The 18,154-nt window shown below is 58.0% G+C and carries 16 protein-coding genes and 1 pseudogene; 2 read left to right on the forward strand and 15 right to left on the reverse strand.

Features of this window, described 5'->3' with window-relative positions; all coding sequences use genetic code 11:
• Positions 1-14 precede the first annotated feature (14 nt).
• From ACR0MP_RS02360 to ACR0MP_RS02390, 7 genes are all read right to left on the reverse strand, one after another.
• The gene (locus ACR0MP_RS02360; protein ID WP_170403536.1) at positions 15-434 is read right to left on the reverse strand and encodes a secondary thiamine-phosphate synthase enzyme YjbQ; all 420 of its coding nucleotides are present in this window, start codon (positions 432-434) and stop codon (positions 15-17) included.
• Positions 435-546: 112 nt separating this feature from the next.
• On the reverse strand, positions 547-1,410 hold the full coding sequence (locus ACR0MP_RS02365; RefSeq protein WP_170734680.1) for a sugar phosphate isomerase/epimerase family protein: 864 nt from the start codon (positions 1,408-1,410) through the stop codon (positions 547-549).
• 11 nt (positions 1,411-1,421) lie between these two features.
• Positions 1,422-2,312, reverse strand: a complete 891-nt coding sequence (locus ACR0MP_RS02370; RefSeq protein ID WP_480885718.1) for an NAD(P)-dependent oxidoreductase — start codon at positions 2,310-2,312, stop codon at positions 1,422-1,424.
• A 224-nt stretch (positions 2,313-2,536) separates the two neighbouring features.
• Positions 2,537-3,718, reverse strand: a complete 1,182-nt coding sequence (gene uxuA / locus ACR0MP_RS02375) for a mannonate dehydratase (RefSeq protein ID WP_480885720.1) — start codon at positions 3,716-3,718, stop codon at positions 2,537-2,539.
• The gene (locus ACR0MP_RS02380) at positions 3,715-4,767 is read right to left on the reverse strand and encodes a Gfo/Idh/MocA family protein (protein WP_170403524.1); all 1,053 of its coding nucleotides are present in this window, start codon (positions 4,765-4,767) and stop codon (positions 3,715-3,717) included. Before ACR0MP_RS02380 ends, uxuA begins: the two co-directional genes overlap by 4 nt.
• Positions 4,764-5,765, reverse strand: coding sequence for a Gfo/Idh/MocA family protein (locus tag ACR0MP_RS02385; RefSeq protein ID WP_170403521.1), 1,002 nt, complete (start codon positions 5,763-5,765; stop codon positions 4,764-4,766). The genes ACR0MP_RS02380 and ACR0MP_RS02385 overlap by 4 nt, the downstream gene beginning before the upstream one ends.
• Positions 5,762-6,778, reverse strand: a complete 1,017-nt coding sequence (locus ACR0MP_RS02390) for a Gfo/Idh/MocA family protein (protein ID WP_170403518.1) — start codon at positions 6,776-6,778, stop codon at positions 5,762-5,764. Before ACR0MP_RS02390 ends, ACR0MP_RS02385 begins: the two co-directional genes overlap by 4 nt.
• 123 nt (positions 6,779-6,901) lie before the next feature.
• Between ACR0MP_RS02390 and uxaC the strand changes: the two genes are divergently transcribed.
• Together uxaC and ACR0MP_RS02400 are read left to right on the forward strand one after the other, a co-directional pair.
• A complete protein-coding gene (gene uxaC, locus ACR0MP_RS02395) occupies positions 6,902-8,245 on the forward strand; it encodes a glucuronate isomerase (protein WP_480885883.1) in 1,344 nt (447 codons plus the stop codon).
• Complete coding sequence (locus tag ACR0MP_RS02400) at positions 8,246-9,442, forward strand: mannitol dehydrogenase family protein (RefSeq protein WP_480885723.1); 1,197 nt, start codon at positions 8,246-8,248, stop codon at positions 9,440-9,442.
• Here the strand turns inward: ACR0MP_RS02400 and ACR0MP_RS02405 are convergent.
• The 8 genes and pseudogenes from ACR0MP_RS02405 to ACR0MP_RS02440 form a co-directional block, all read right to left on the reverse strand.
• Entirely contained in the window at positions 9,429-10,292 is an 864-nt protein-coding gene (locus ACR0MP_RS02405) for a sugar kinase (protein WP_480885725.1), read from the reverse strand. The genes ACR0MP_RS02400 and ACR0MP_RS02405 overlap by 14 nt on opposite strands.
• Positions 10,289-11,170, reverse strand: coding sequence for a DMT family transporter (locus ACR0MP_RS02410; protein WP_170396161.1), 882 nt, complete (start codon positions 11,168-11,170; stop codon positions 10,289-10,291). The genes ACR0MP_RS02405 and ACR0MP_RS02410 overlap by 4 nt, the downstream gene beginning before the upstream one ends.
• A 3-nt stretch (positions 11,171-11,173) precedes the next feature.
• Positions 11,174-12,106: pseudogene (locus tag ACR0MP_RS02415) on the reverse strand (NAD(P)-dependent oxidoreductase); the annotation flags it as partial.
• A 94-nt stretch (positions 12,107-12,200) separates the two neighbouring features.
• Positions 12,201-13,205, reverse strand: a complete 1,005-nt coding sequence (locus ACR0MP_RS02420; protein ID WP_170403505.1) for a Gfo/Idh/MocA family protein — start codon at positions 13,203-13,205, stop codon at positions 12,201-12,203.
• Entirely contained in the window at positions 13,202-14,704 is a 1,503-nt protein-coding gene (locus ACR0MP_RS02425) for an altronate dehydratase family protein (RefSeq protein ID WP_170396167.1), read from the reverse strand. The genes ACR0MP_RS02420 and ACR0MP_RS02425 overlap by 4 nt, the downstream gene beginning before the upstream one ends.
• Positions 14,705-14,728: 24 nt before the next feature.
• Positions 14,729-15,679: a phytanoyl-CoA dioxygenase family protein gene (locus tag ACR0MP_RS02430; protein WP_170663775.1), complete on the reverse strand. Its 951-nt coding sequence runs from the start codon at positions 15,677-15,679 to the stop codon at positions 14,729-14,731.
• Between the two features lie 10 nt (positions 15,680-15,689).
• Entirely contained in the window at positions 15,690-17,312 is a 1,623-nt protein-coding gene (locus tag ACR0MP_RS02435; RefSeq protein ID WP_170403499.1) for a TRAP transporter large permease, read from the reverse strand.
• The gene (locus ACR0MP_RS02440; protein ID WP_480885728.1) at positions 17,312-18,154 is read right to left on the reverse strand and encodes a TRAP transporter small permease subunit; all 843 of its coding nucleotides are present in this window, start codon (positions 18,152-18,154) and stop codon (positions 17,312-17,314) included. The genes ACR0MP_RS02435 and ACR0MP_RS02440 overlap by 1 nt, the downstream gene beginning before the upstream one ends.

An 18,154-nucleotide genomic window follows, 5' to 3' on the forward strand; every position in this document is an offset into this window, starting at 1 on the left:
TGTGATCCAAGGCATCACGTCCCGATGTAGTGCACCTTCAATCGGCGTGCCTTGGGTGCTTCCCGATGTTCGAACAGGTACAGGCTTTGTACGCGACCCAGCGGAAGCTGCCCGTGTTCGACCGGGATCGATACCTGAGTTTGCGTCAACAGCGCCCGCAGATGCGATGGAGCGTTGTCGTCCTCGGTCGGGCGGTGGTGATACTTGCCTGGTGACTTGGGTACGAGTTTCTCGAAGAACGTCTCGATATCCTTGAGCACATCGGGATCGGCATTGGCCTGCACCAATAGCGCGGCACCGGTGTGGACGCACCAAAGGGTCAGCAGGCCCGAGACAAATTCGTGTTCGGACACCGCACGCTGAACGATCCCGCTGATGTCGATGAGGGATTTGCCCGGCGTTTCAATGGACAGGTCAAAAAACTGTTGTTTCATCCAGCAGGCCCTTTCCTTGATTTCACGCGAGCGCGCCCAGCTTTCTACATCTCACTTGGCATTCAGCAATGGGGGTCAAGATTTTGATTTTGAACGCATATTGACTACATTTTTATGCAAACAGGCTTTTGAACTGGTCCACACACAGACGAAAACCATCTTCGAAATTCCCGTTGTCGGGGTGATAAACGCTTTCGAAAGAAATGACGCCATCATAGCCGTCGGATCTAAGCGCGTCCGCGATGGGTTGGAACAAAGGCGCAAGCTGACCTTCCCCCATGCGGCGCACTTCCAGCGTTGCCCGTGGCGTGTCGACCTTCACGTCCTTGATGTGAATGTGACCCAGATAGCCGCCGCGCAGTTCTTCATAACCGTCCGGATATGCCAGTTCATGGCACCAGCAGTTGTTTCCGGGGTCCCACAGCACTTTCAAAGAGTCTTTTGCGTCCAACTCGTCAATCAGCTTGCGGGCTGTATAGTTGGAATTGACCAGCGTGCCGTTTCCGGTTTCCACGACAAGCGTCACGCCCTCAGCTCTTGCCAGTTCAACCGCCGGCGCGATCAGCGGCGGCATCGAGTCCCATACCCCATGCGCTACGTTCCACTTCTCGGCGCCGTTTTTTCCCCACAGTATCTGCTCTTTTCGTTGGGTCATGATCCGAACCAGCGGAGACCCAACAACATGCGCCATGTCGATTACGCGTTTCAAGGCGTCCATATGCCGAGTGTGGAGGTCGTCGCCGGGCCTATTGGCAGCTGTCATCCCCGCAAAGATATGGCGCGACAGACATGACACAGGCTTGCCCCGGTCGCGCAAAAGCGCGTCGATCTCGGCAATTTGCTGCGGGGAATGATCCCCGACCTCCGCATCGCCAACGAATTGAAGCTCTGCATAGTCCAGACCGAATTCGTCCATCACGTCAACGGCATGCAGCAAATCGCGGGAAATGCCGTCGCAAATCACACCTAGTTTCATGTCCGGTCCCCTCAGCGATGCAATTCTGCGTCAACGATTTCTTCGATGACGCGAGTACACACCCAGTTGTCACCATTCGGGTATTTGGTTTTTCCTGCGTGAAAGATCTGCATAGCGGATGATGCTGTGTGCATTGGAACGCCCAACGCACCGGCCAGTGCCAGCGAGATCGTCATGTCCTTGTGCATGGTTGCGATATGGCTGCCGGTGGCCTCGAACTTGCGATCAATGATGTTTTCAAGGGCGGAATTCACGACGCCGCACCCCGCGCTGGATGAGGAGAACACATCAAGTAATGCCTGACCGCTGACACCGGCTTTGGCCGCCAGGGCTGCAGCCTCGAATGTGGCGGAAAAGATCGATCCGATCAGGGATTGCAGGCAGGCTTTCACGGTTTGCCCGTCGCCGACGTTTTCGCCGACCCGATGAATTGTTGCCGACACTGCCTGCATGACTTCTGCATTTCGGTCCAGCACATCCGCAGCACCGGCAGCCATCATCGTCAATGTGCCGTTCTGCGCGCCGGGAAACCCACCTGAGACCGGCGTGTCGATTAAGTTAATCCCCGAGCCTTCCATATCCTGCCCGATGGCGCGGGCTTCGGCCGGGGTAATGGTCGCCGACAGGACGACCGTTCCGCCTTTGGCCATGTTCGCAACCAGCCCGTTTTCACCCAGAATGACATCGCGGGCCTGATCTCCGTTCATCACCATGACAAACACACTGGAGGCGTGTCGACCGACCTGTCCCACGCTGTCCTTGGGCCGGCCGCCCATGTCAGCAAATGCCGTCATGCGCGTCTCGCTCAGGTCGAAACCTGATGTTTCGAAGCCATTCTTGATCAGGTTCTTGGCAAGGCCGCTGCCCATGTCGCCAAGACCTATTACGCCTACAGTATTCATTTGGGCTCCTCCCGATATTTCGCCGTTGCTGTATGGCAGGCGTTTCTAAAAATGATGCCTAATCGCATCGGTTTTCGCGGGAGTTTCACGCGTCTTGAACAGACGTCGGGCGAGTCCGGAAGACACCCCGCTGCCCGTTTACGTAACGTAAGTAAACGAAGAATGCGGCGCTCAGGCAAGCAAAGAAGTGTTGCGGGCGAAAAGAAACCGCCTGATCCGACGCGTTACGAGAACGCCGCCATGATGCCGCGCAGTTCCGCAAGCCCGCGCATACGCCCGATCAACGGATAGCCGGGAGTACTGTGTCCGCCCAGATCGCTCAGCAGTTCTTGTCCGTGGTCGGGCCGCATCGGAATTTGCCAGTCGCGACGCCCTTGGGATTTGCGGCGGCGCTGTTCGTTCATCATTTCGCGAATTGTGCCGACCATGTCGGTGTCGCCCTCCAGATGCGAGGCCTCAAAGAAGTCCGGCTTCTGGCTGTCTGACCCGGCGATGCGTTGGGTATTCCGCAGATGGACAAAGTGAATTCGGTCGCCATGCCTGCGCACGAAGTCCGGCCCATCAAATTCGGGAGACACTCCCAGCGATCCGGTACACAACGTTGCGCCGTTCGCCAACAAATCAACCGCATCCAGAACGGCGCCGTAGTCATCGGTACTGGACATGATCCGCGGCAGACCAAGCAACGAGAACGGCGGATCATCTGGATGACAGCACAAGCGTAGTTCCAGTTCTTGGGCGACTGGGGCGACTTCTGACAGGAAGTCGATCAGGTTTGCGCGAAGCCGGTCACGGTCGATATGTGCATAGGTCTGCAACAAAGCGCGCACGTCCTGCACGCTCCACTGATCGTTGGCGCCGGGCAACCCCGCAGTGACATTGTGTTGCAACTGGGCCTTGGATTCATCCGACATGCGCAAGAAGCGATCCTTGGCCGTTTGCTGGACGACGCTGGAATAGTCTTCGGACGCGCCCGGACGTTCAAGAATATGTATGTCGAAAGCAGCAAAATCGGTCAGGTCGAACAGCATGGCCGTTCCGCCGTGCGGCTGCGGTGCGCGAAGGGCGGTGCGCGTCCAATCCAGGATTGGCATGAAGTTGTAGCAAACGATTTTGATGCCACGGGCGGACAGGGACCTGAGGCTGGACTTATACGCCTGCAGATGTTCAGCCATGTCTGCGGACTGTGTTTTGATCGCCTCGGAAACGGGCAGGCTTTCGACAACGTCCCAACTGTACCCGGCAGTAGCCAGAACTGCTTGCCGATCGGCGATGCTTGGTTCGTCCCAGGGCTGTCCCGGCGGGATGTGATGCAGCGCGGTGACGATGCCCTGAACCCCGACTTGATGGAGAGCGGCAAGGGCGATCGGATCATCGGGTCCGAACCAACGCCAGCATTGTTTCATGGCAGCCATCCTTCATACAGCGGGTGATCGGAACTGATGGGAAGAGCAACGCGCTGCCCGGTGCGCGCCGCGTGATAAATCGCTGTCACAAGGCCGATGGATGCAGCGCCATCCTTCAGCGTAACGGCCGAATTTGCCTCGGACCGCAGCGCCCTGCCGACTTCGGTAAAGAACCCTTCGAAACCTGTTGGCTCGTCAGTGGCGGCTGCAAGGGCCTCGTCGATAGCGGCTTGATACACAGGGTCCCGCGCGACGAATGTCCAGGGCGTTTGACCTGGGGCATAGGGTTCGTTGCCAGAGGTGGCGGTCACCTTTTCAAAGACGAGCCGCAGGCGGGTTTCGTCCGTGGCGGCGCCCAGGGTGATATTGCTTGTGCACAAAGCTCCGGAAGTCATGCCAAAGCAGATCGCGGCACAGTCTTCGGTCTCGATCGGGTTTACCCGCGTTGTGGCCATTGCAGACACCCAGGCGATATCACCCGCGATATGAGTCAGCAGATCATGGTTGTGGATGGCATGGCCCAGCACTGCGCCGCCGCGTTCACCGGCCCATGTTCCCCGCCACGGCACCGCGTAATAGTCTGCCCCGCGGGACCAATGGGTCTCAAGCGCGGCAGTTTGGACCGCTCCGGTCAGGCCTGCGCGTTGCAGGTGGCGCAGTTGGGCCAGTGACGGCCCCCACCGGTATTGAAACACCGGAAACACCTGCTTGCCCGCGCTGCGTGTGGCTGCCGTGATCCGATCCACATCTTGCATCGAGGTCGCAAGAGGCTTTTCGCAGACAACGTGTTTTCCTGCGGCCAGTGCCGCAAGCGTGGTTGGTACATGCAGATGCGGCGGTAGGCAGATGTCGATGACATCAATCGCCGGATCATCCAGAGCGTCCTGAATGTTGGTTAGTGCTCGAAAATCCGAGTTCTGCCGTATCTGTTCGATCCGGTCCGTATTCTGGTCGACCACGGCGGCTACGCGGAAGGTGCGGTCAAGCCGTTCCAGAGCGTCCAGATGTTGCGCACCGATACCTGCGCCAAGGATCGCAACGTTGATCATCTGCGTTCCGCCACTTCCTGCGCGTGCAGTGCCAGTTCCATGACCGTAAAGCAGTGGGTCTGTGTCATCGCGGTTTCGGTCCGGTTGCGGATGTCATCGGCCAGGCGCGCGAAGTAGGGAAGGCTGGCGTCGGCTGCGTCGATCTTTTGGCAGGTTTCACCATTGACGAGGATCAGATGGTCTGTCCCTGAGGCCCCACCCACATCGACGTATTTCCGCAACTCGATATATCCTTCGGTTCCGAGGATCGTCAGACGACCATCCCCCCAGTTTGGCAAGGCATCCGGCGTGAACCAGTCAACCCGGATGTACCCGGTGCCATTCTCGCTTCTTAGATTGAGTTCTCCGAAATCCTGCAATCCGGGATCTTTGGGGTTTGCGTAGTTCGCCACATAAGCGTTCGTGATTTCTGCGGTTTTCGAACCTGTGTAATGCAAGAACTGATCGATTTGATGCGAGGCGATGTCGGTCAGAATGCCGCCATAGCGGTCACGCTGAAAAAACCAATCCGGCCGGGTTGTCCGGTTCAATCGGTGCGGGCCAAGCCCAACCGTCTGGATCACGCGCCCGATGGCACCGGACTCGACCAACTCGGTCGCCCGGGTGCTGACGGGCGTTTCAAATCGTTCGGAAAAATTCACCGACCAGATTCGACCGGTGTCGGCGACCGCTCGCTTGATCTGGTCGAGTTGCTCGAACGTCGTGCAGCCCGGCTTGTCGCTCATGACATCCATGCCGTTTTGCATGGCGCGGATCGTCAACGCGGCCCTATCTGCCGGTATCGCCGAAATCAGCGCCAGATCCGCCCCACTGGTTAGGGCGTCTTCCAGTCGGGCCAGCCGCGGAATATCGGGAAACCTTTTGACGTAGCCCGGAAGCGTTTCCGGATCGCCTTGTGTCCAGTAGCCAACGCAGTCCACGCCGATTTTACGCATGTTTTCCGTCATGCCATAGATATGGCGGTGGTCCAGGCCAAGGGCGACGCAGGTCAGGCTCATGAGATGACTCGTGTTTTCTGGCCGGTTCGATTGGCGATCTGCATCGCGTCTATGACGGCGTGGGTCAAAAGGGCACTGCGTCCGGTGGCCATGGGCAGCGTGCCATCGGCAACAGCCTTGGCGAAATCCTCGATGACCGCCTGATGCCAAGCATGGGTGAACGCCATGGGATCGGCCCCTCCGCCTGTGGCGGACGTTTCGCCAACCGTGGATTTATGACCATCGAAAGTCGTTAAGGTCAGGACACCTGACTCCAGATGCGCTTTGGCGCGTGTGCCTTGGATGGTAATGGACTCAGCGGCCCCGGGATATTCGGCAGTAGTCGCCATCATAGTGCCCACTGCGCCGTTATCCATTTCAAAGATTGTACCTGCCCAATCCTCAGCTTCGAGATCGTGTAACGGAGTTTTTCTCATCATGGCTTGAATGTCCGAGATCGGCCCCAGCAGCCACATCGCAAGGTCAAGCGTGTGGATTGCCTGCGAGATCATGACACCGCCTCCGTCGCGCGCATAAGTGCCGCGACCCGGCTCGTCATAGTAGCTCTGATCGCGCCACCAGGGGACACGGATCTCCACCGTGGCGATCGCGCCCAGCTCACCCTGTTCAATGGCTGATTTCAGCGCCTGCGAGGCGGCGCGGGCGCGGTGCTGAAAGACTATGCCCAGCGGCACACCGGATACCTCGCACTGCTCGACGATGGCCGTCGCGGCGCCCAGCGTTCTCTCGATGGGCTTTTCCATCAGGATCGGTTTCGAAGCGCTCGAAAGAACCCGAACCAACTCTGAGCGCTGATCGGGCGGTGTTGCGATGATCGCAAAGTCGACGTTTGGGTCGTCTGCGATTTCCTCGATCGAGCCGAATGCGCGGGTGCCGTTTCGCCGCGCGAACCCAGCTGCTTTTTCAGAGTTGCGCCCGAGGACGCCGGCAAGACTGAGGCCTTGATCCGATGCTTGAATGGCAGCGACATGCGTGCCCGAAACCATCCCCAAACCAATCAGCGCAATATTCATTCATTCCCCCGGATCACACGGTCAGTCTGCGGGTTCGAACGGGAAAGATGCAACCATTAAAAACTGTGTTAACAATTGCGGGCAGCAGTATCGGAGGCAGAATTGACTGGCAATTTGAATGGCATGGCAGAAAACCTGTACTTGGGCATCAAGGACCTGCCAATCGTGTCTCCGCATGGTCACTGCGATCCGGGGTGGTTTGCAACCGATGAGCCGTTTCCCAACCCGGCAGAGCTGCTTGTGGTTCCCGACCATTACGTATTCCGTATGCTCTATTCGCAGGGCGTTCCCTTGTCCGAACTTGGCGTTGGGGAAGAGGGGCGAAAGAAGGATCCCCGCGCCGTTTTTCGCACCTTTGCCGAACACTGGCATCTGTTTCTGGGAACGCCATCCCGGATCTGGATAAGCTACGTGCTGCACGAAACGCTGGGCGTGTCTGAGGCGTTGTCTTCTCGCACGGCTGACCTGATTTATGATGAGATCTCAGAAAAGCTGACGCGTCCCGAATTTCGCCCGAGGGCTTTGTTCGACAGGTTTGGGATCGAGGTTCTGGCCACCACAGATTCGGCTCTCGACGGCCTGGCTGAGCATCGGGAGATTCGAACAAGCGGTTGGGGCGGGCGGGTTGTTCCGACGTTCCGCCCAGACGGGGTTTTGGATGGGGCGGACCCGGAGTTCGTACAGAACCTGAATAAGTTGGCCGAGCTGACAGACTGCGATCTGGACAGCTATGTTGGCTACCTCAACGCGCTGCGAATGCGGCGGGCTTATTTCATCCAGCTGGGATGTACTGCCACCGACCACGGTATCGAACGCATAATGACCGAGTGGCTGGACGACCCGGATGCGCTGTACCAGCGGCTGAGACGGCGGGAAGGTACCGAACAGGATGCTCGCCGGTTCTATGGGCATATGCTGATCGAAATGGCGCAGATGTCTGTCGATGATGGTCTGACAATGCAGATACATGCTGGCAGCAAGCGCAACACGAACCACGCGGTACTGCGGGACTTTGGACGGGACAAGGGGGCCGACATTCCAATCGCGATGGATTGGGTCACGGGCCTTGAGGCGCTGTTGAACCGGGTCGGTAACTCGGCGGAACTGCGCATCATTCTGTTCACACTGGACGAAAGCACCTATGCCCGCGAACTGGCCCCGATGGCGGGACATTGGCCGTGCCTTCGGATCGGGCCGCCTTGGTGGTTCTACGACAGCCCAGCCGGGATTGCGCGGTATTTCGATCAGGTCGTTGAAACGGCCGGATATTACAATCTGGCCGGTTTCAATGACGACACGCGGGCTTTCCTGTCCATTCCTGCACGTCACGACCTGTGGCGACGGGGTGTGGCGATTCATCTGGCCGAGCAAGTTGCGCGCGGCTATTTCGATCGGGACAGTGCCGAGCATCTGGCGCGATTGCTGGCGGTCGATCTGGCGAAACAGGTTTACGGGTTGCAAAGGTAAATGGGTACAATTCTTCATTTCGGCCTTGGAAACTTTGCCCGGGCGCATTTGCTGGATTACACGGATCAAGCGGGCGGATGGGACGTTGTCGGCGTCAGCCTGCGTTCATCCTCGGTTCGGGATGGATTGGCCCGACAGGGTTTCGAGTACGATTTGTGCGTACAGGGGCAGGGAGTCCGGCGCATCAAAGCTCTGCGTGAGGTTCTGGTCGCGCCCAAGGATCGCGCAGAGATATTCGATGTGATGGCGGATGCCGAGATCATTTCGGCAACCGTAACCGAGAAAGGTTATCACTTGGACGCCGCGGGCAAGCTGAACCTTCAGGACCCGGCGATTGCCGCCGATCTGGCAGGGCAAGAGCCTGCGACGCTGATCGGGTTTTTAGCTTATGGCCTTGCGGAACGGCGCAAGCCAGTAACGGTACTAAGTTGTGACAATCGCATGGAAAACGGCAAGACGCTCGAAACGGCAGTTGCCGATTTTGCGGAAGCAGCCGGTCTGGACGTGAATTGGGACTCTGTTCGCTTTCCCAACGCGATGGTCGACCGGATCACCCCGGCTACCACGGACGCCGTTCGCGCAATCAGCGGCGATCCTATGGCTGTTCCGACCGAGGCGTTCTCGGAGTGGGTGATCGAAGACAGTTTCTCCGGTCCGCACCCGGATTGGCCGGGAGTGCAACTGGTCGATGACGTAGCCCCGCACGAGATGCGAAAGCTGCGCATGTTGAACGGTGCCCATTCCCTGTTGGCTTATGCCGGGTTGGAGCGGGGCATGACCTACGTCCACGAAGCGGTTCGAGACCCGGTTTTGCGCCCGCTGGTTTCTGAGTTGATGAAGGATGCGGGCGCAACGCTGCCCGCTGCACTGCAAGCACAGGTTCCGGATTATGCCGAGGCTTTGTTGCGCCGCTTTGAAAACCCCGAGCTGGCGCATCGTCTGGACCAAATCGCGATGGATGGCAGCCAGAAGCTGCCGTATCGGTTTGTTCCCACACTCCGTGAGACCGGCTCTCAGGCGGTGATTGCAGGGATGCGGGCCTGGATCTCCTATTGCATGTCCGAGATCGCAAAGGGCAGGGCGCTGAACGATCCTTGCGCGTCGGAAATTGCCAAGGCCGTCAAGCAGCCGGACCCGGTAGTGCCGCTTTTGGGTCTCGTTGGTGCTGAGGATCTCGCGCCACTTATCCGGGAATGATCGCGCCGCGGAACTGAACAACGGTGGAAGCCAGATTGTGTCCAGCCATCAGGGCCTCGGCCTGTGATTTTCCCATCAGCAAGGCCGCGAGGTACCCACCGTTGAAACTGTCGCCCGCCGCTGTCGTATCCAGCACGTTTTCGGCAGGTTCATAGGTTTGGTCAGTGTTCTGCCCGATGGATAAAGGGCCATTCTCTCCGCGTTTCAACGCACCAACACCGTGATGATCGGCAAAGCGTGCAGCCACCTGGTCCGCGCTTTCCCCGAACAATGCCATCTCGTCGTCAATGGACGGCAGGGCAATGTCTGCACGTTGCCAAAGCCGTTGGTTAATCTGCCGAGCGTGTTGGAAGCTGTCCCAAAGACGCGGACGAAAGTTGCTGTCATATACCAACCGGACGGAAGAGCCTTCGAGCCAGTCCAGAAGCGCAAGCCTGACTGCATGCGGAAGAATGGCCACGGAAATCCCTGACAAGTACAGCACGTCGTAACCGTTCAGCGGGCTGAAGTCGTGATCGGCAAAAAGCTGACGGGCGGCTGCCTCGCTGCGCCAATAGGTAAAGCTGCGTTCACCGTCCGCAGATGTCGTGATCGCGTATAGTCCCGGAGAGGCGTCCGGAATGATACGGATGCCTGATGTTCCGATGCCATGACTGGCGATGAAGTCCACGATACGCCTTGAGAACGGATCGTCGCCTAGACATGTCACATACTCCACCTGCAGGTCAGGCGCGGCACGGTGCATGTAGATGGCAGTGTTCAGCGTATCCCCCGCGACGCCCACCTTCGCGCCGGTTTCCAGCATGGACAATTCGATCATTGCTTCGCCGATGCAGGCAATTCGCGTCATTTCTTTTCTCTTTTCCAGATGATGAGACCGGCAGCCATGATCAGCGCAGCCCCCGCCAACGTGAATGCGTCCGGTACCGTGTCAAAGAACAGATAACCCCAGATTGCCACGTAGATTAGGAACGAATAGGTGAATGGCATCAACTGGTTCGCCGTTCCAAACCGATGCGCGTTCGTCAGCAGTTGATGCCCGCACCAGCCAAACACACCAAGGCCGATCAGTACAATCAGGCTCCACGTGTTTTCTGGCTGGACCCAAAACCAGATGGCGAACGGCAACAGGACCACCGTACCGGTAAGCCCGAGGTAGAACTGCATAGTGTCCACGGCAACGACCCCGGACAGCCTGCGCGTCATGATCGAGTACAAGGCCAAAGCGGTGGCATTATATACGATCAGCAGCATGGTCGGATGAAAGGCCGAACCAAACGGCCGTACGACAACCAACACCCCCAGAAAGCCCAGGATGATAGCCGCCCAACGCCATGGGCCCACGCTTTCTTTCAATACAAAGACGGACAGAAAGCACACGATGACCGGGCTTGAGAACATGATTGCCGACACAACGGTCAGTGGCAAAAACCGTAGGGCATAAAAATTGAAAACGGTCGCCGAGATCAGCAGCAAGGCCCGGCTTATCACCTGCCATGGATGGTCAGTCTTGAACCGACCGGCCTCTATCCCGCCCTTGGCGATCACGCCCACTGAGATCACGAAGTGCCCCGCATAGCGCATGAACGCCAACTGAAATGCCGGCACTCCGGCCAACGCCAACCACTTGGCCCCAAGGTCAACCAACGAAAAGAACAGCCACGCCATCAACATCAGCACAATGCCAAGGCGCGGCAGGTCAGCGGTGGGGTTGGCGGAGACGGCCATCGATCAAGTGTTGAAACGCTTAACGTAGTAGTCAACCATCTGGCTTACCATGTCATCCGCCTGACCGTGGTCGCGGGCGTCATTCAGCGCCGAAAGCGCGCCCTGCGACATCACGCTGGTAACGCCCGCCTCGCGCGCCATTCGGTCATAATACCCGAGGTCTTTTGCCGCGTTCTTGATGGCAAATGCCAGCTGATTTGGGTCGCTCTCAACGCCATAGGCTTTGACGAAATCCATCATTCCGGAATGCAGCGGCCCTGCGGCCATCACATCATACAGCTGCTTGCGGTCAACACCGGTGATGTCAGCCATGGCAAAGGCTTCGGCCATCGCGTTCGCAACGGTCATTCCGAAGAAGTTGTTGATCAGCTTGATCGTGTGCCCGGACCCAACGGGGCCAAGGTAAAAAACGTTTTCGCCCAAATCTTTCAGTGTCGGCTCGGCCTTGTCAAAGGCAGCCTTGTCGCCAGACGTCATAATGTTGAGCTTGCCTTCTAGCGCGTGTGAAGGTGTCCGGCCAAGCGGTGCATCAAGATAGCTTCCGTCAGCTGCGGCAACCTCCTCGGCCAAGGCGCGTGTGCTGCCAGGAAGCGAGGTGCCAAAGTCGATGACAATCGCGCCGGACTTCAATCCCGCAATCACTCCATCTGCACCGTGCATTCGGCTCTCGACCTGTTCGGAGGTGCCCATGCACAGCATCACGATGTCGCTGGCCTGAGCCAGTTCTTGGGCGTTTCGCATCTCGCGGGCGCCTCGGTCAATCGCGGCGTCCAGGTACGTGCGGTCGCGGTTTCCCAATACAGCGACCGAATATCCTTGGTCCAACAGTCGGCTCACCATGGCTCCGCCCATTAATCCCAAGCCGATAAACCCGATTGATGGTTTGCTCATTGGTTTCCCTTTCCGTGAATGTGTCTGGTTTTTATTCTTGTGTTTGTTGCGGGCGGCTTTGCTTTTTTTATGCTCATATTGCCCGGTGGATAATCATTGGTTTTTGGGTGGTCCGGCATTTGGCCGGGCCGCATGTCCATCAGGCCGGCGCCTGCGCTCGAGTCGTTCGCGCCTTTAGCCCCTGTTCAATCCGTGATGTGACCTCGAGCGTTCGGGCTGCATCCTCGACGTCAATCAGTGGAGGAGCGCCATCGATCACGTCAAGGAAGTGATCCAGCTGCACCTCCAGCGGTGCGCGTTGTTGTTCTGGTCGTGTAAGTTGGTCTTTTTGGGCCGCAGTGCCCCAATCCTGTCCGCGCCACAGGGTCATGGAGGGAAAGCTCACAGCGCCACTGGTTCCCGTGATCCAGATCATGTCCTGATGGGTCGTGCCGATGTTCGGGTTTTCGCCGGTTCCGGCCTCAAACCCCCAGGGGCTGGGTGCGGTATCGGCAAAGCTGATAGTGCCCGTCGCGCCGTTTTCGAATGCGATCGCGACAGCCCCGCTTTCTATCCGTTCCGATCCGCGGATGGGCGCTCCGGGCAGGGCGACGACATCCGAGATTTCTCCGATCACAAAGCGCAGGACATCGATATCATGCACCAGATTGATCATGACTGGGCTGCCATCGGAAGTCCGCCAGTTCTGTTCAAAATAGCTGTCGGGTTTGCGCATGGCCCACAGCAACGAGACATTGATGACTTGTCCGATCGTACCTTGCGCGATCACCTCCTTCAGGTGTTGCAAGATTGTATGATACCGCCGATGGTGGCCTACAAGACTGCGGACATTGGCCTGGCGAACGGCCGTCTTCAGGCGCAGTGCATCATCGACCGACGCGGCAACCGGCTTTTCGATCAGCATGTGCCAACCGCGGGATGCGGCCAGAATGCCATGTTCGGCATGCAGGCGGGTCGGAGTGGCGATGATGACGCCATCTACCGGGTCCTGCACCTCGTCCATACTAGCAAAACGCGGCGCGTCGATCTGGATCGAGCCATCTGGATCGGCCAACCCGACCAACATGCAGCCGGGATGCTCAATCACGGCGCGGACGTGGCGGATACCGATTAATCCGCCGCCGGCTACAAGGATCCGTTTCACATCACCGCTCCGATTTGCCAGGGAACAAATTCGTAGTCACCCAAGCCCTGCGCCTCGGACTTGGTCCGCGCGCCAGAGGCGACTTGGAGCAGCCGTCGGTATATTTCCTGTCCTTTTTCTTCGACGCTGGCGCCTTTGGTCAGAATGTCGCCCGCATCCACGTCCATGTCTTCGGGCATGCGTGCTGCCAATTCAGAGTTGGTAGCGATTTTCAGCGTGGGTGCCGGTTTGGACCCAAATGCAGAGCCGCGTCCCGTGGTGAAGCACACAAGGTTGCACCCAGCCGCGATCTGCCCGGTCACCGAGGCCGGGTCATATCCGGGGCTGTCCATGAAGGTGAAGCCTTTGGCGGTGATGGGTTCGGCGTATTTGAATACACCGGTCAAAGGGGTGGTGCCGCCCTTCGCCGCTGCCCCCAGCGACTTCTCTAGGATGGTCGTCAGACCCCCTTGCTTGTTGCCGGGGCTTGGGTTGTTGTCCATCGAACCGTGATTGCGAGCGGTATAGTCCTGCCACCAATCGATCAGTCCGATCAGTTTTTCCCCAGTTGTGCGACTAAGGGCGCGGCGGGTCAAAAGGTGTTCGGCTCCGTAAATTTCGGGTGTTTCCGCAAGGACACCTGTGCCGCCTTGCGCAACCAACAGGTCGCAGGCATGTCCGAGCGCCGGGTTCGCGGTCACGCCGGACCAAGCGTCCGAGCCACCGCATTGCAGCGCAACCATCAGTTCGGACGCCGGGGCTTCGCTGCGCCTCGCCTCATTGGCAATGGGAAGCATCTTTTTGATCTTGTTGATGCCCATTTCCACGGTCCGACGCAATCCGGCGACGTTCTGGATGTTCATCGTCTGGAAGGTGGGACTTTGCTTCAGCCCATACGCGTCCAGCAGCCAGTCGATCTGGTTCATCTCGCAGCCTAGACCGACCATCAGAACGGCAGCGTGGTTGGGGTGTTTTGCAAACCCCCACATGACCCGTTGAAGGGCTTCAAAACCGTCGCCGGAATCGGCCATTCCGCAGCCCGTTCCGTGGACAAAGGCCACCACGCCGTCGACGTTCGGAAACTCGGCCAGCTTGTCCGGCGTGAAGTGATTGGCGATCATGCGGGCCGCAGTTGCCGAACAGTTCACGGTGGTCAGAACCGCGATGTAGTTGCGCGTGCCGACCCGACCGCTATCCCGGTGGTAGCCCATAAACGTATCGACCGAGTTGGCGGGTTTCGTGGGTCTGTGATCCGTCGCAAACTCGTAGTTCACGCTGGTGTTGCGGAACTCGACATTGTGGGTGTGCACATGGTCGCCGGGTTCAATCGGTTGGGTGGCGTAGCCGATGATCTGGGCGTACTTTCTGACCGGATCGCCGAGTGCAAGATTCCGCGTGGCGACCTTGTGCCCCGAGGGGATGCGCGCATTGGTCGTGACATCCTCGACCATACTGCCGGCCTCCAGGTGCCGAGTTGCAACCACCACGCTATCCGTTCGATCTAAACGTACAAAAGTCATAATCAGCTTTCCTGGCGGCAGCAGCTAGGCGCAGAACGGTGAGTCCGATGACCACCGGTGAATATCTATATGCGGCTTGCCAGACAGTCTTGCTCGTGCCGCCTCCCAATTGGACTTGCAGACGCGCCAATCTCGCAGCTCGGTTTCGGGGCGCGATCTGGACCTCGCGATGAAGCTGGGGAAATGATCTCGACCGGTCGGTTGGCCTGCTGCACTAAAGCGGATGTCGAACGACCAGCGGAACCGGTCCGTTTTATTGATCAGCGAAGCGTGTGGCGTCAAAGGGTGAAACAGGATTATCCCGCCGGCCTTGACAGGAAGGGGTACGGCGCGGCCTTCATCAATGAACCCGTCAGCAATGCCTGTCTGCGTCCGGGCACAATGCGGCAGGATGGTTTGGTCCGGTGCCTTCGGCAGCACTTGCAGGCAGCCGTTTTCGACGGTTGCATCGTTGACGGCAATCCACACCGTGACCATGTCGGTCTGATCAGCATCCTCCAGCGCAACCGCTCGATCCTGATGCCAGTCCGTTGCGGTGATGTGCGCGCGCACCTCGTCCTTGGACAGCTTCAGGGCAGGGGGCTTCAGCCGAACGTGCTGGATTGGATTGCTCACCAACTCTGGCCCGATCAGCTGCTCGACGATGTCAAGCATGGGACGGGCCGTCAGCAAGTCGAACACTGCGGGCCCAATATGGAACGGTGTGTCCGCCATGATCCGATCGCCGGGCAGCGAGATGTCCAGCGGCTGGAAATAGTCGCATCCGGCCTGATAGGCGGACAGAAGTTTGTCCCAGAAGGTCATTCCGGACGGCTCGTCCTTGACCAGCCCTTTTTCGTACCAACAGTCATAGAGCCGGTTCAGGACATCCGAGTATTCCGCTTGCACCCGACCCAGGACATCGCCGGGAATTACATCCTCAACCACGAGGTATCCATCGGTCTGGAACTTGCCAATCTGATCTTGTGTCAGCATGGGTGCAACCTCACAACAGCAGCGCGATGATGCCAGGCCAGATCAGAAGAACGGAAAGCGCCAGCAACTGGATCCCGATGAATGGCAGGAAGCCGCGGAAGATATCCGTTAGGCTGATATGCGGCGGGGCCACTGACTTCAGGTAGAACGCGGCCGGGCCGAAAGGGGGCGAGAGGAAGCTGACCTGCATGTTCATACAGAACACGACGCCGAACCAGATGGCGACATGACTCGGCTCCAACTGGCCAAAGACTCCGATTTCCTCGATAGGAAGGCGCAGGACGATCGGCAGAAAGACCGGAATGATCAACAGTACGATGCCGACCCAATCCATGAATGCGCCCATGAACAGCAAGATCAGCATCATTACCAGAATGACCAACATGGTCGGCAGCTCCTGGCCGACGATCAGGTCGGCCACGTATTGGGGCCCTCCAGCAATGGTGTAGGCACCCGCCAGCGCGGCGGCCCCGATCGTAACCCAGATGATGGTGCCTGTGGATTTTAGTGTCCGCATCAAGCTGTCCCAAACCAGCTCGAACGATCCTTCGCCTCGTAGGATGGCGATGATCAGGACGGCGAAGGCGCCCATGCCAGCAGCCTCAGTGATCCCTGTGATCCCGCCATAGATCGAGCCGAGCACGACGCCGATTACAACCAGCGGCGCGACGAGACCCTTGCCCATTTCCCAACCGATTTTTGCGCGCTGTCTGCCAAAGACGAAGAAAATCAGCAGAAGGGCGACGATCGTGATGCCGGCAAACCAGGGCAGGTAGTCAGCCGTTCCCAGCCTCGCGGGCTCACCCTGGCTGGCAGCGTTCGAGCCTGAGAGCTCGAAAAACGCGGCCCGGATAAACAGAACGGTGGAAAATCCGGCGACAACGATGCTCATGAAGGCCCCAAACAATTTGCGTTTTTCGGCCGGTTCTGGGTCGTTTGGGTCCGGTTCCGGCAGCGGAGCGTGATGAGGATTCAACCGCGTGCGGATGATGATGTACAGGATGATCATCGAGGCCAGCATGAAGCCGGGAATGAAAGACGCGGTGAACAGCGACTTGATCGAGGTTTCGGTGATCAGCCCATAGATGATCAGAACGATCGAAGGAGGGATCATGGTGCCCAGAGACCCTGAGGCGCAGATGACGCCGATCGCGAGATTCTGATCGTAGCCCAGGCGCAGCATCTGGGGCAGGGCGATAAGGCCCAGCAGGACAACCTCACCGCCGATGATGCCGGACATGGCAGCCATGATCACCGCCATGATCGAGGTCACGATCGCGATGCCGCCGCGTGTTCTGGACAGCCAGACATTCAGCGACGAATACATGTCGCGCGCGATCCCGGACCGCTCTAGCAGCGACGCCATGAAGATAAACAATGGCACGGATATGAGCACGTAGTCCGTTAAGAGCCCGTATATCTTCTGCGCCAGGATATAGAGCGGCCCAGTCCCTGGCCGACCGGTGAGAATCCCGTCGCCGAATGAAAACGGGTTTAAAAGCAGTGTCGGTTCGAACTTGAGCACAAGAACCAGAACCGCAAGCGAAGCCGAGGCCAGACCCAAGGGCATCCCGATCGCCAGAAGCACAATCAGGGCGACCATCAGGATGAGTGAGATTGTTCCAATGTCCATCAGTCTTGTCCCACCGCCCGTTTGATCATTTCAATTTCGTCTTCGTCCGGTTCATCTGTGTGGATTTCCGGTTCTTTGTTCCAATCCGCGACCAAGTTCAAAATTGCTTGCATTGCGACGAGCGTAATCACTATCAGCACCATCGGCTGCAACGTCGCCGGGATCGGAGGATTGAAGGCAGAGCCATAAAGCTCCCATTTGTAGAGCTTATTGACGAACACCTGTTTGTAGCTGCCGTAGACAAGAAAGAAGGCAAATAGCACGATCAGTATAGTCGAAACCGTATCAAAAACGCGCTGAAGCCAACGTGGAACTGCGTCGTACATCAGGAATATTCGAATGTGACTGCGTTGCTGCATGGCGTAGTAGCCAGACATTAAAAACACAAAGCTGGCGAACCAGAGTGTCATTTCGTTGGCCCACTCGGTCGGCTTCTCCAGGATATAACGCATGAAGACTTCGTAGAGCATGACGACAGTCATGATTGCTATCATCATCATCGTCACTCGACCTATGAACAGGGCGAAACGGTCCATAACCGTCGAGCCTTCGAACTCCATCGTCGCCGGGCGCACGGTCTTGGTACCAATCACTGCAAGAAACGGTAGAAGGACGAGCGCGGCCATGTCGATGATGTCGACATACCCCCCGAATGCGCCAGACAATTCGGGCGTAACGTCGCTGCGCAGATATATTTCAGTTACCTGACTTTTGAGGGATTCAGAGGTGTAAGGCAGCCAGTCCAATAGGAATGCGGGAAGATGCCAAACAAGCCAGCTGGCTGTTGCGACGAAGGCCAACGGTATGAGCCATTCAATTAGTCCGCCTGAGTTCTTGTGCAT

The sequence above is a fragment of the Ruegeria sp. K3 genome (assembly GCF_056531845.1).

Excerpts from the sequence above, each read along its gene's own strand:
- ACR0MP_RS02390 (WP_170403518.1), bottom strand. The coding sequence starts at position 6,778 with ATGAATATTGCGCTGATTGGTTTGGGGATGGTTTCGGGCACGCATGTC.
- uxuA (WP_480885720.1), bottom strand. The coding sequence starts at position 3,718 with ATGAAACAATGCTGGCGTTGGTTCGGACCCGATGATCCGATCGCCCTT.
- ACR0MP_RS02400 (WP_480885723.1), top strand. The coding sequence starts at position 8,246 with ATGGGTACAATTCTTCATTTCGGCCTTGGAAACTTTGCCCGGGCGCAT.
- ACR0MP_RS02385 (WP_170403521.1), bottom strand. The coding sequence starts at position 5,765 with ATGAGCCTGACCTGCGTCGCCCTTGGCCTGGACCACCGCCATATCTAT.
- ACR0MP_RS02370 (WP_480885718.1), bottom strand. The coding sequence starts at position 2,312 with ATGAATACTGTAGGCGTAATAGGTCTTGGCGACATGGGCAGCGGCCTT.
- ACR0MP_RS02425 (WP_170396167.1), bottom strand. The coding sequence starts at position 14,704 with ATGACTTTTGTACGTTTAGATCGAACGGATAGCGTGGTGGTTGCAACT.
- ACR0MP_RS02380 (WP_170403524.1), bottom strand. The coding sequence starts at position 4,767 with ATGATCAACGTTGCGATCCTTGGCGCAGGTATCGGTGCGCAACATCTG.
- uxaC (WP_480885883.1), top strand. The coding sequence starts at position 6,902 with ATGGCAGAAAACCTGTACTTGGGCATCAAGGACCTGCCAATCGTGTCT.
- ACR0MP_RS02365 (WP_170734680.1), bottom strand. The coding sequence starts at position 1,410 with ATGAAACTAGGTGTGATTTGCGACGGCATTTCCCGCGATTTGCTGCAT.
- ACR0MP_RS02360 (WP_170403536.1), bottom strand. The coding sequence starts at position 434 with ATGAAACAACAGTTTTTTGACCTGTCCATTGAAACGCCGGGCAAATCC.
- ACR0MP_RS02430 (WP_170663775.1), bottom strand. The coding sequence starts at position 15,679 with ATGCTGACACAAGATCAGATTGGCAAGTTCCAGACCGATGGATACCTC.
- ACR0MP_RS02405 (WP_480885725.1), bottom strand. The coding sequence starts at position 10,292 with ATGACGCGAATTGCCTGCATCGGCGAAGCAATGATCGAATTGTCCATG.
- ACR0MP_RS02440 (WP_480885728.1), bottom strand. The coding sequence starts at position 18,154 with ATGCACAAGAACTCAGGCGGACTAATTGAATGGCTCATACCGTTGGCC.
- ACR0MP_RS02410 (WP_170396161.1), bottom strand. The coding sequence starts at position 11,170 with ATGGCCGTCTCCGCCAACCCCACCGCTGACCTGCCGCGCCTTGGCATT.
- ACR0MP_RS02435 (WP_170403499.1), bottom strand. The coding sequence starts at position 17,312 with ATGGACATTGGAACAATCTCACTCATCCTGATGGTCGCCCTGATTGTG.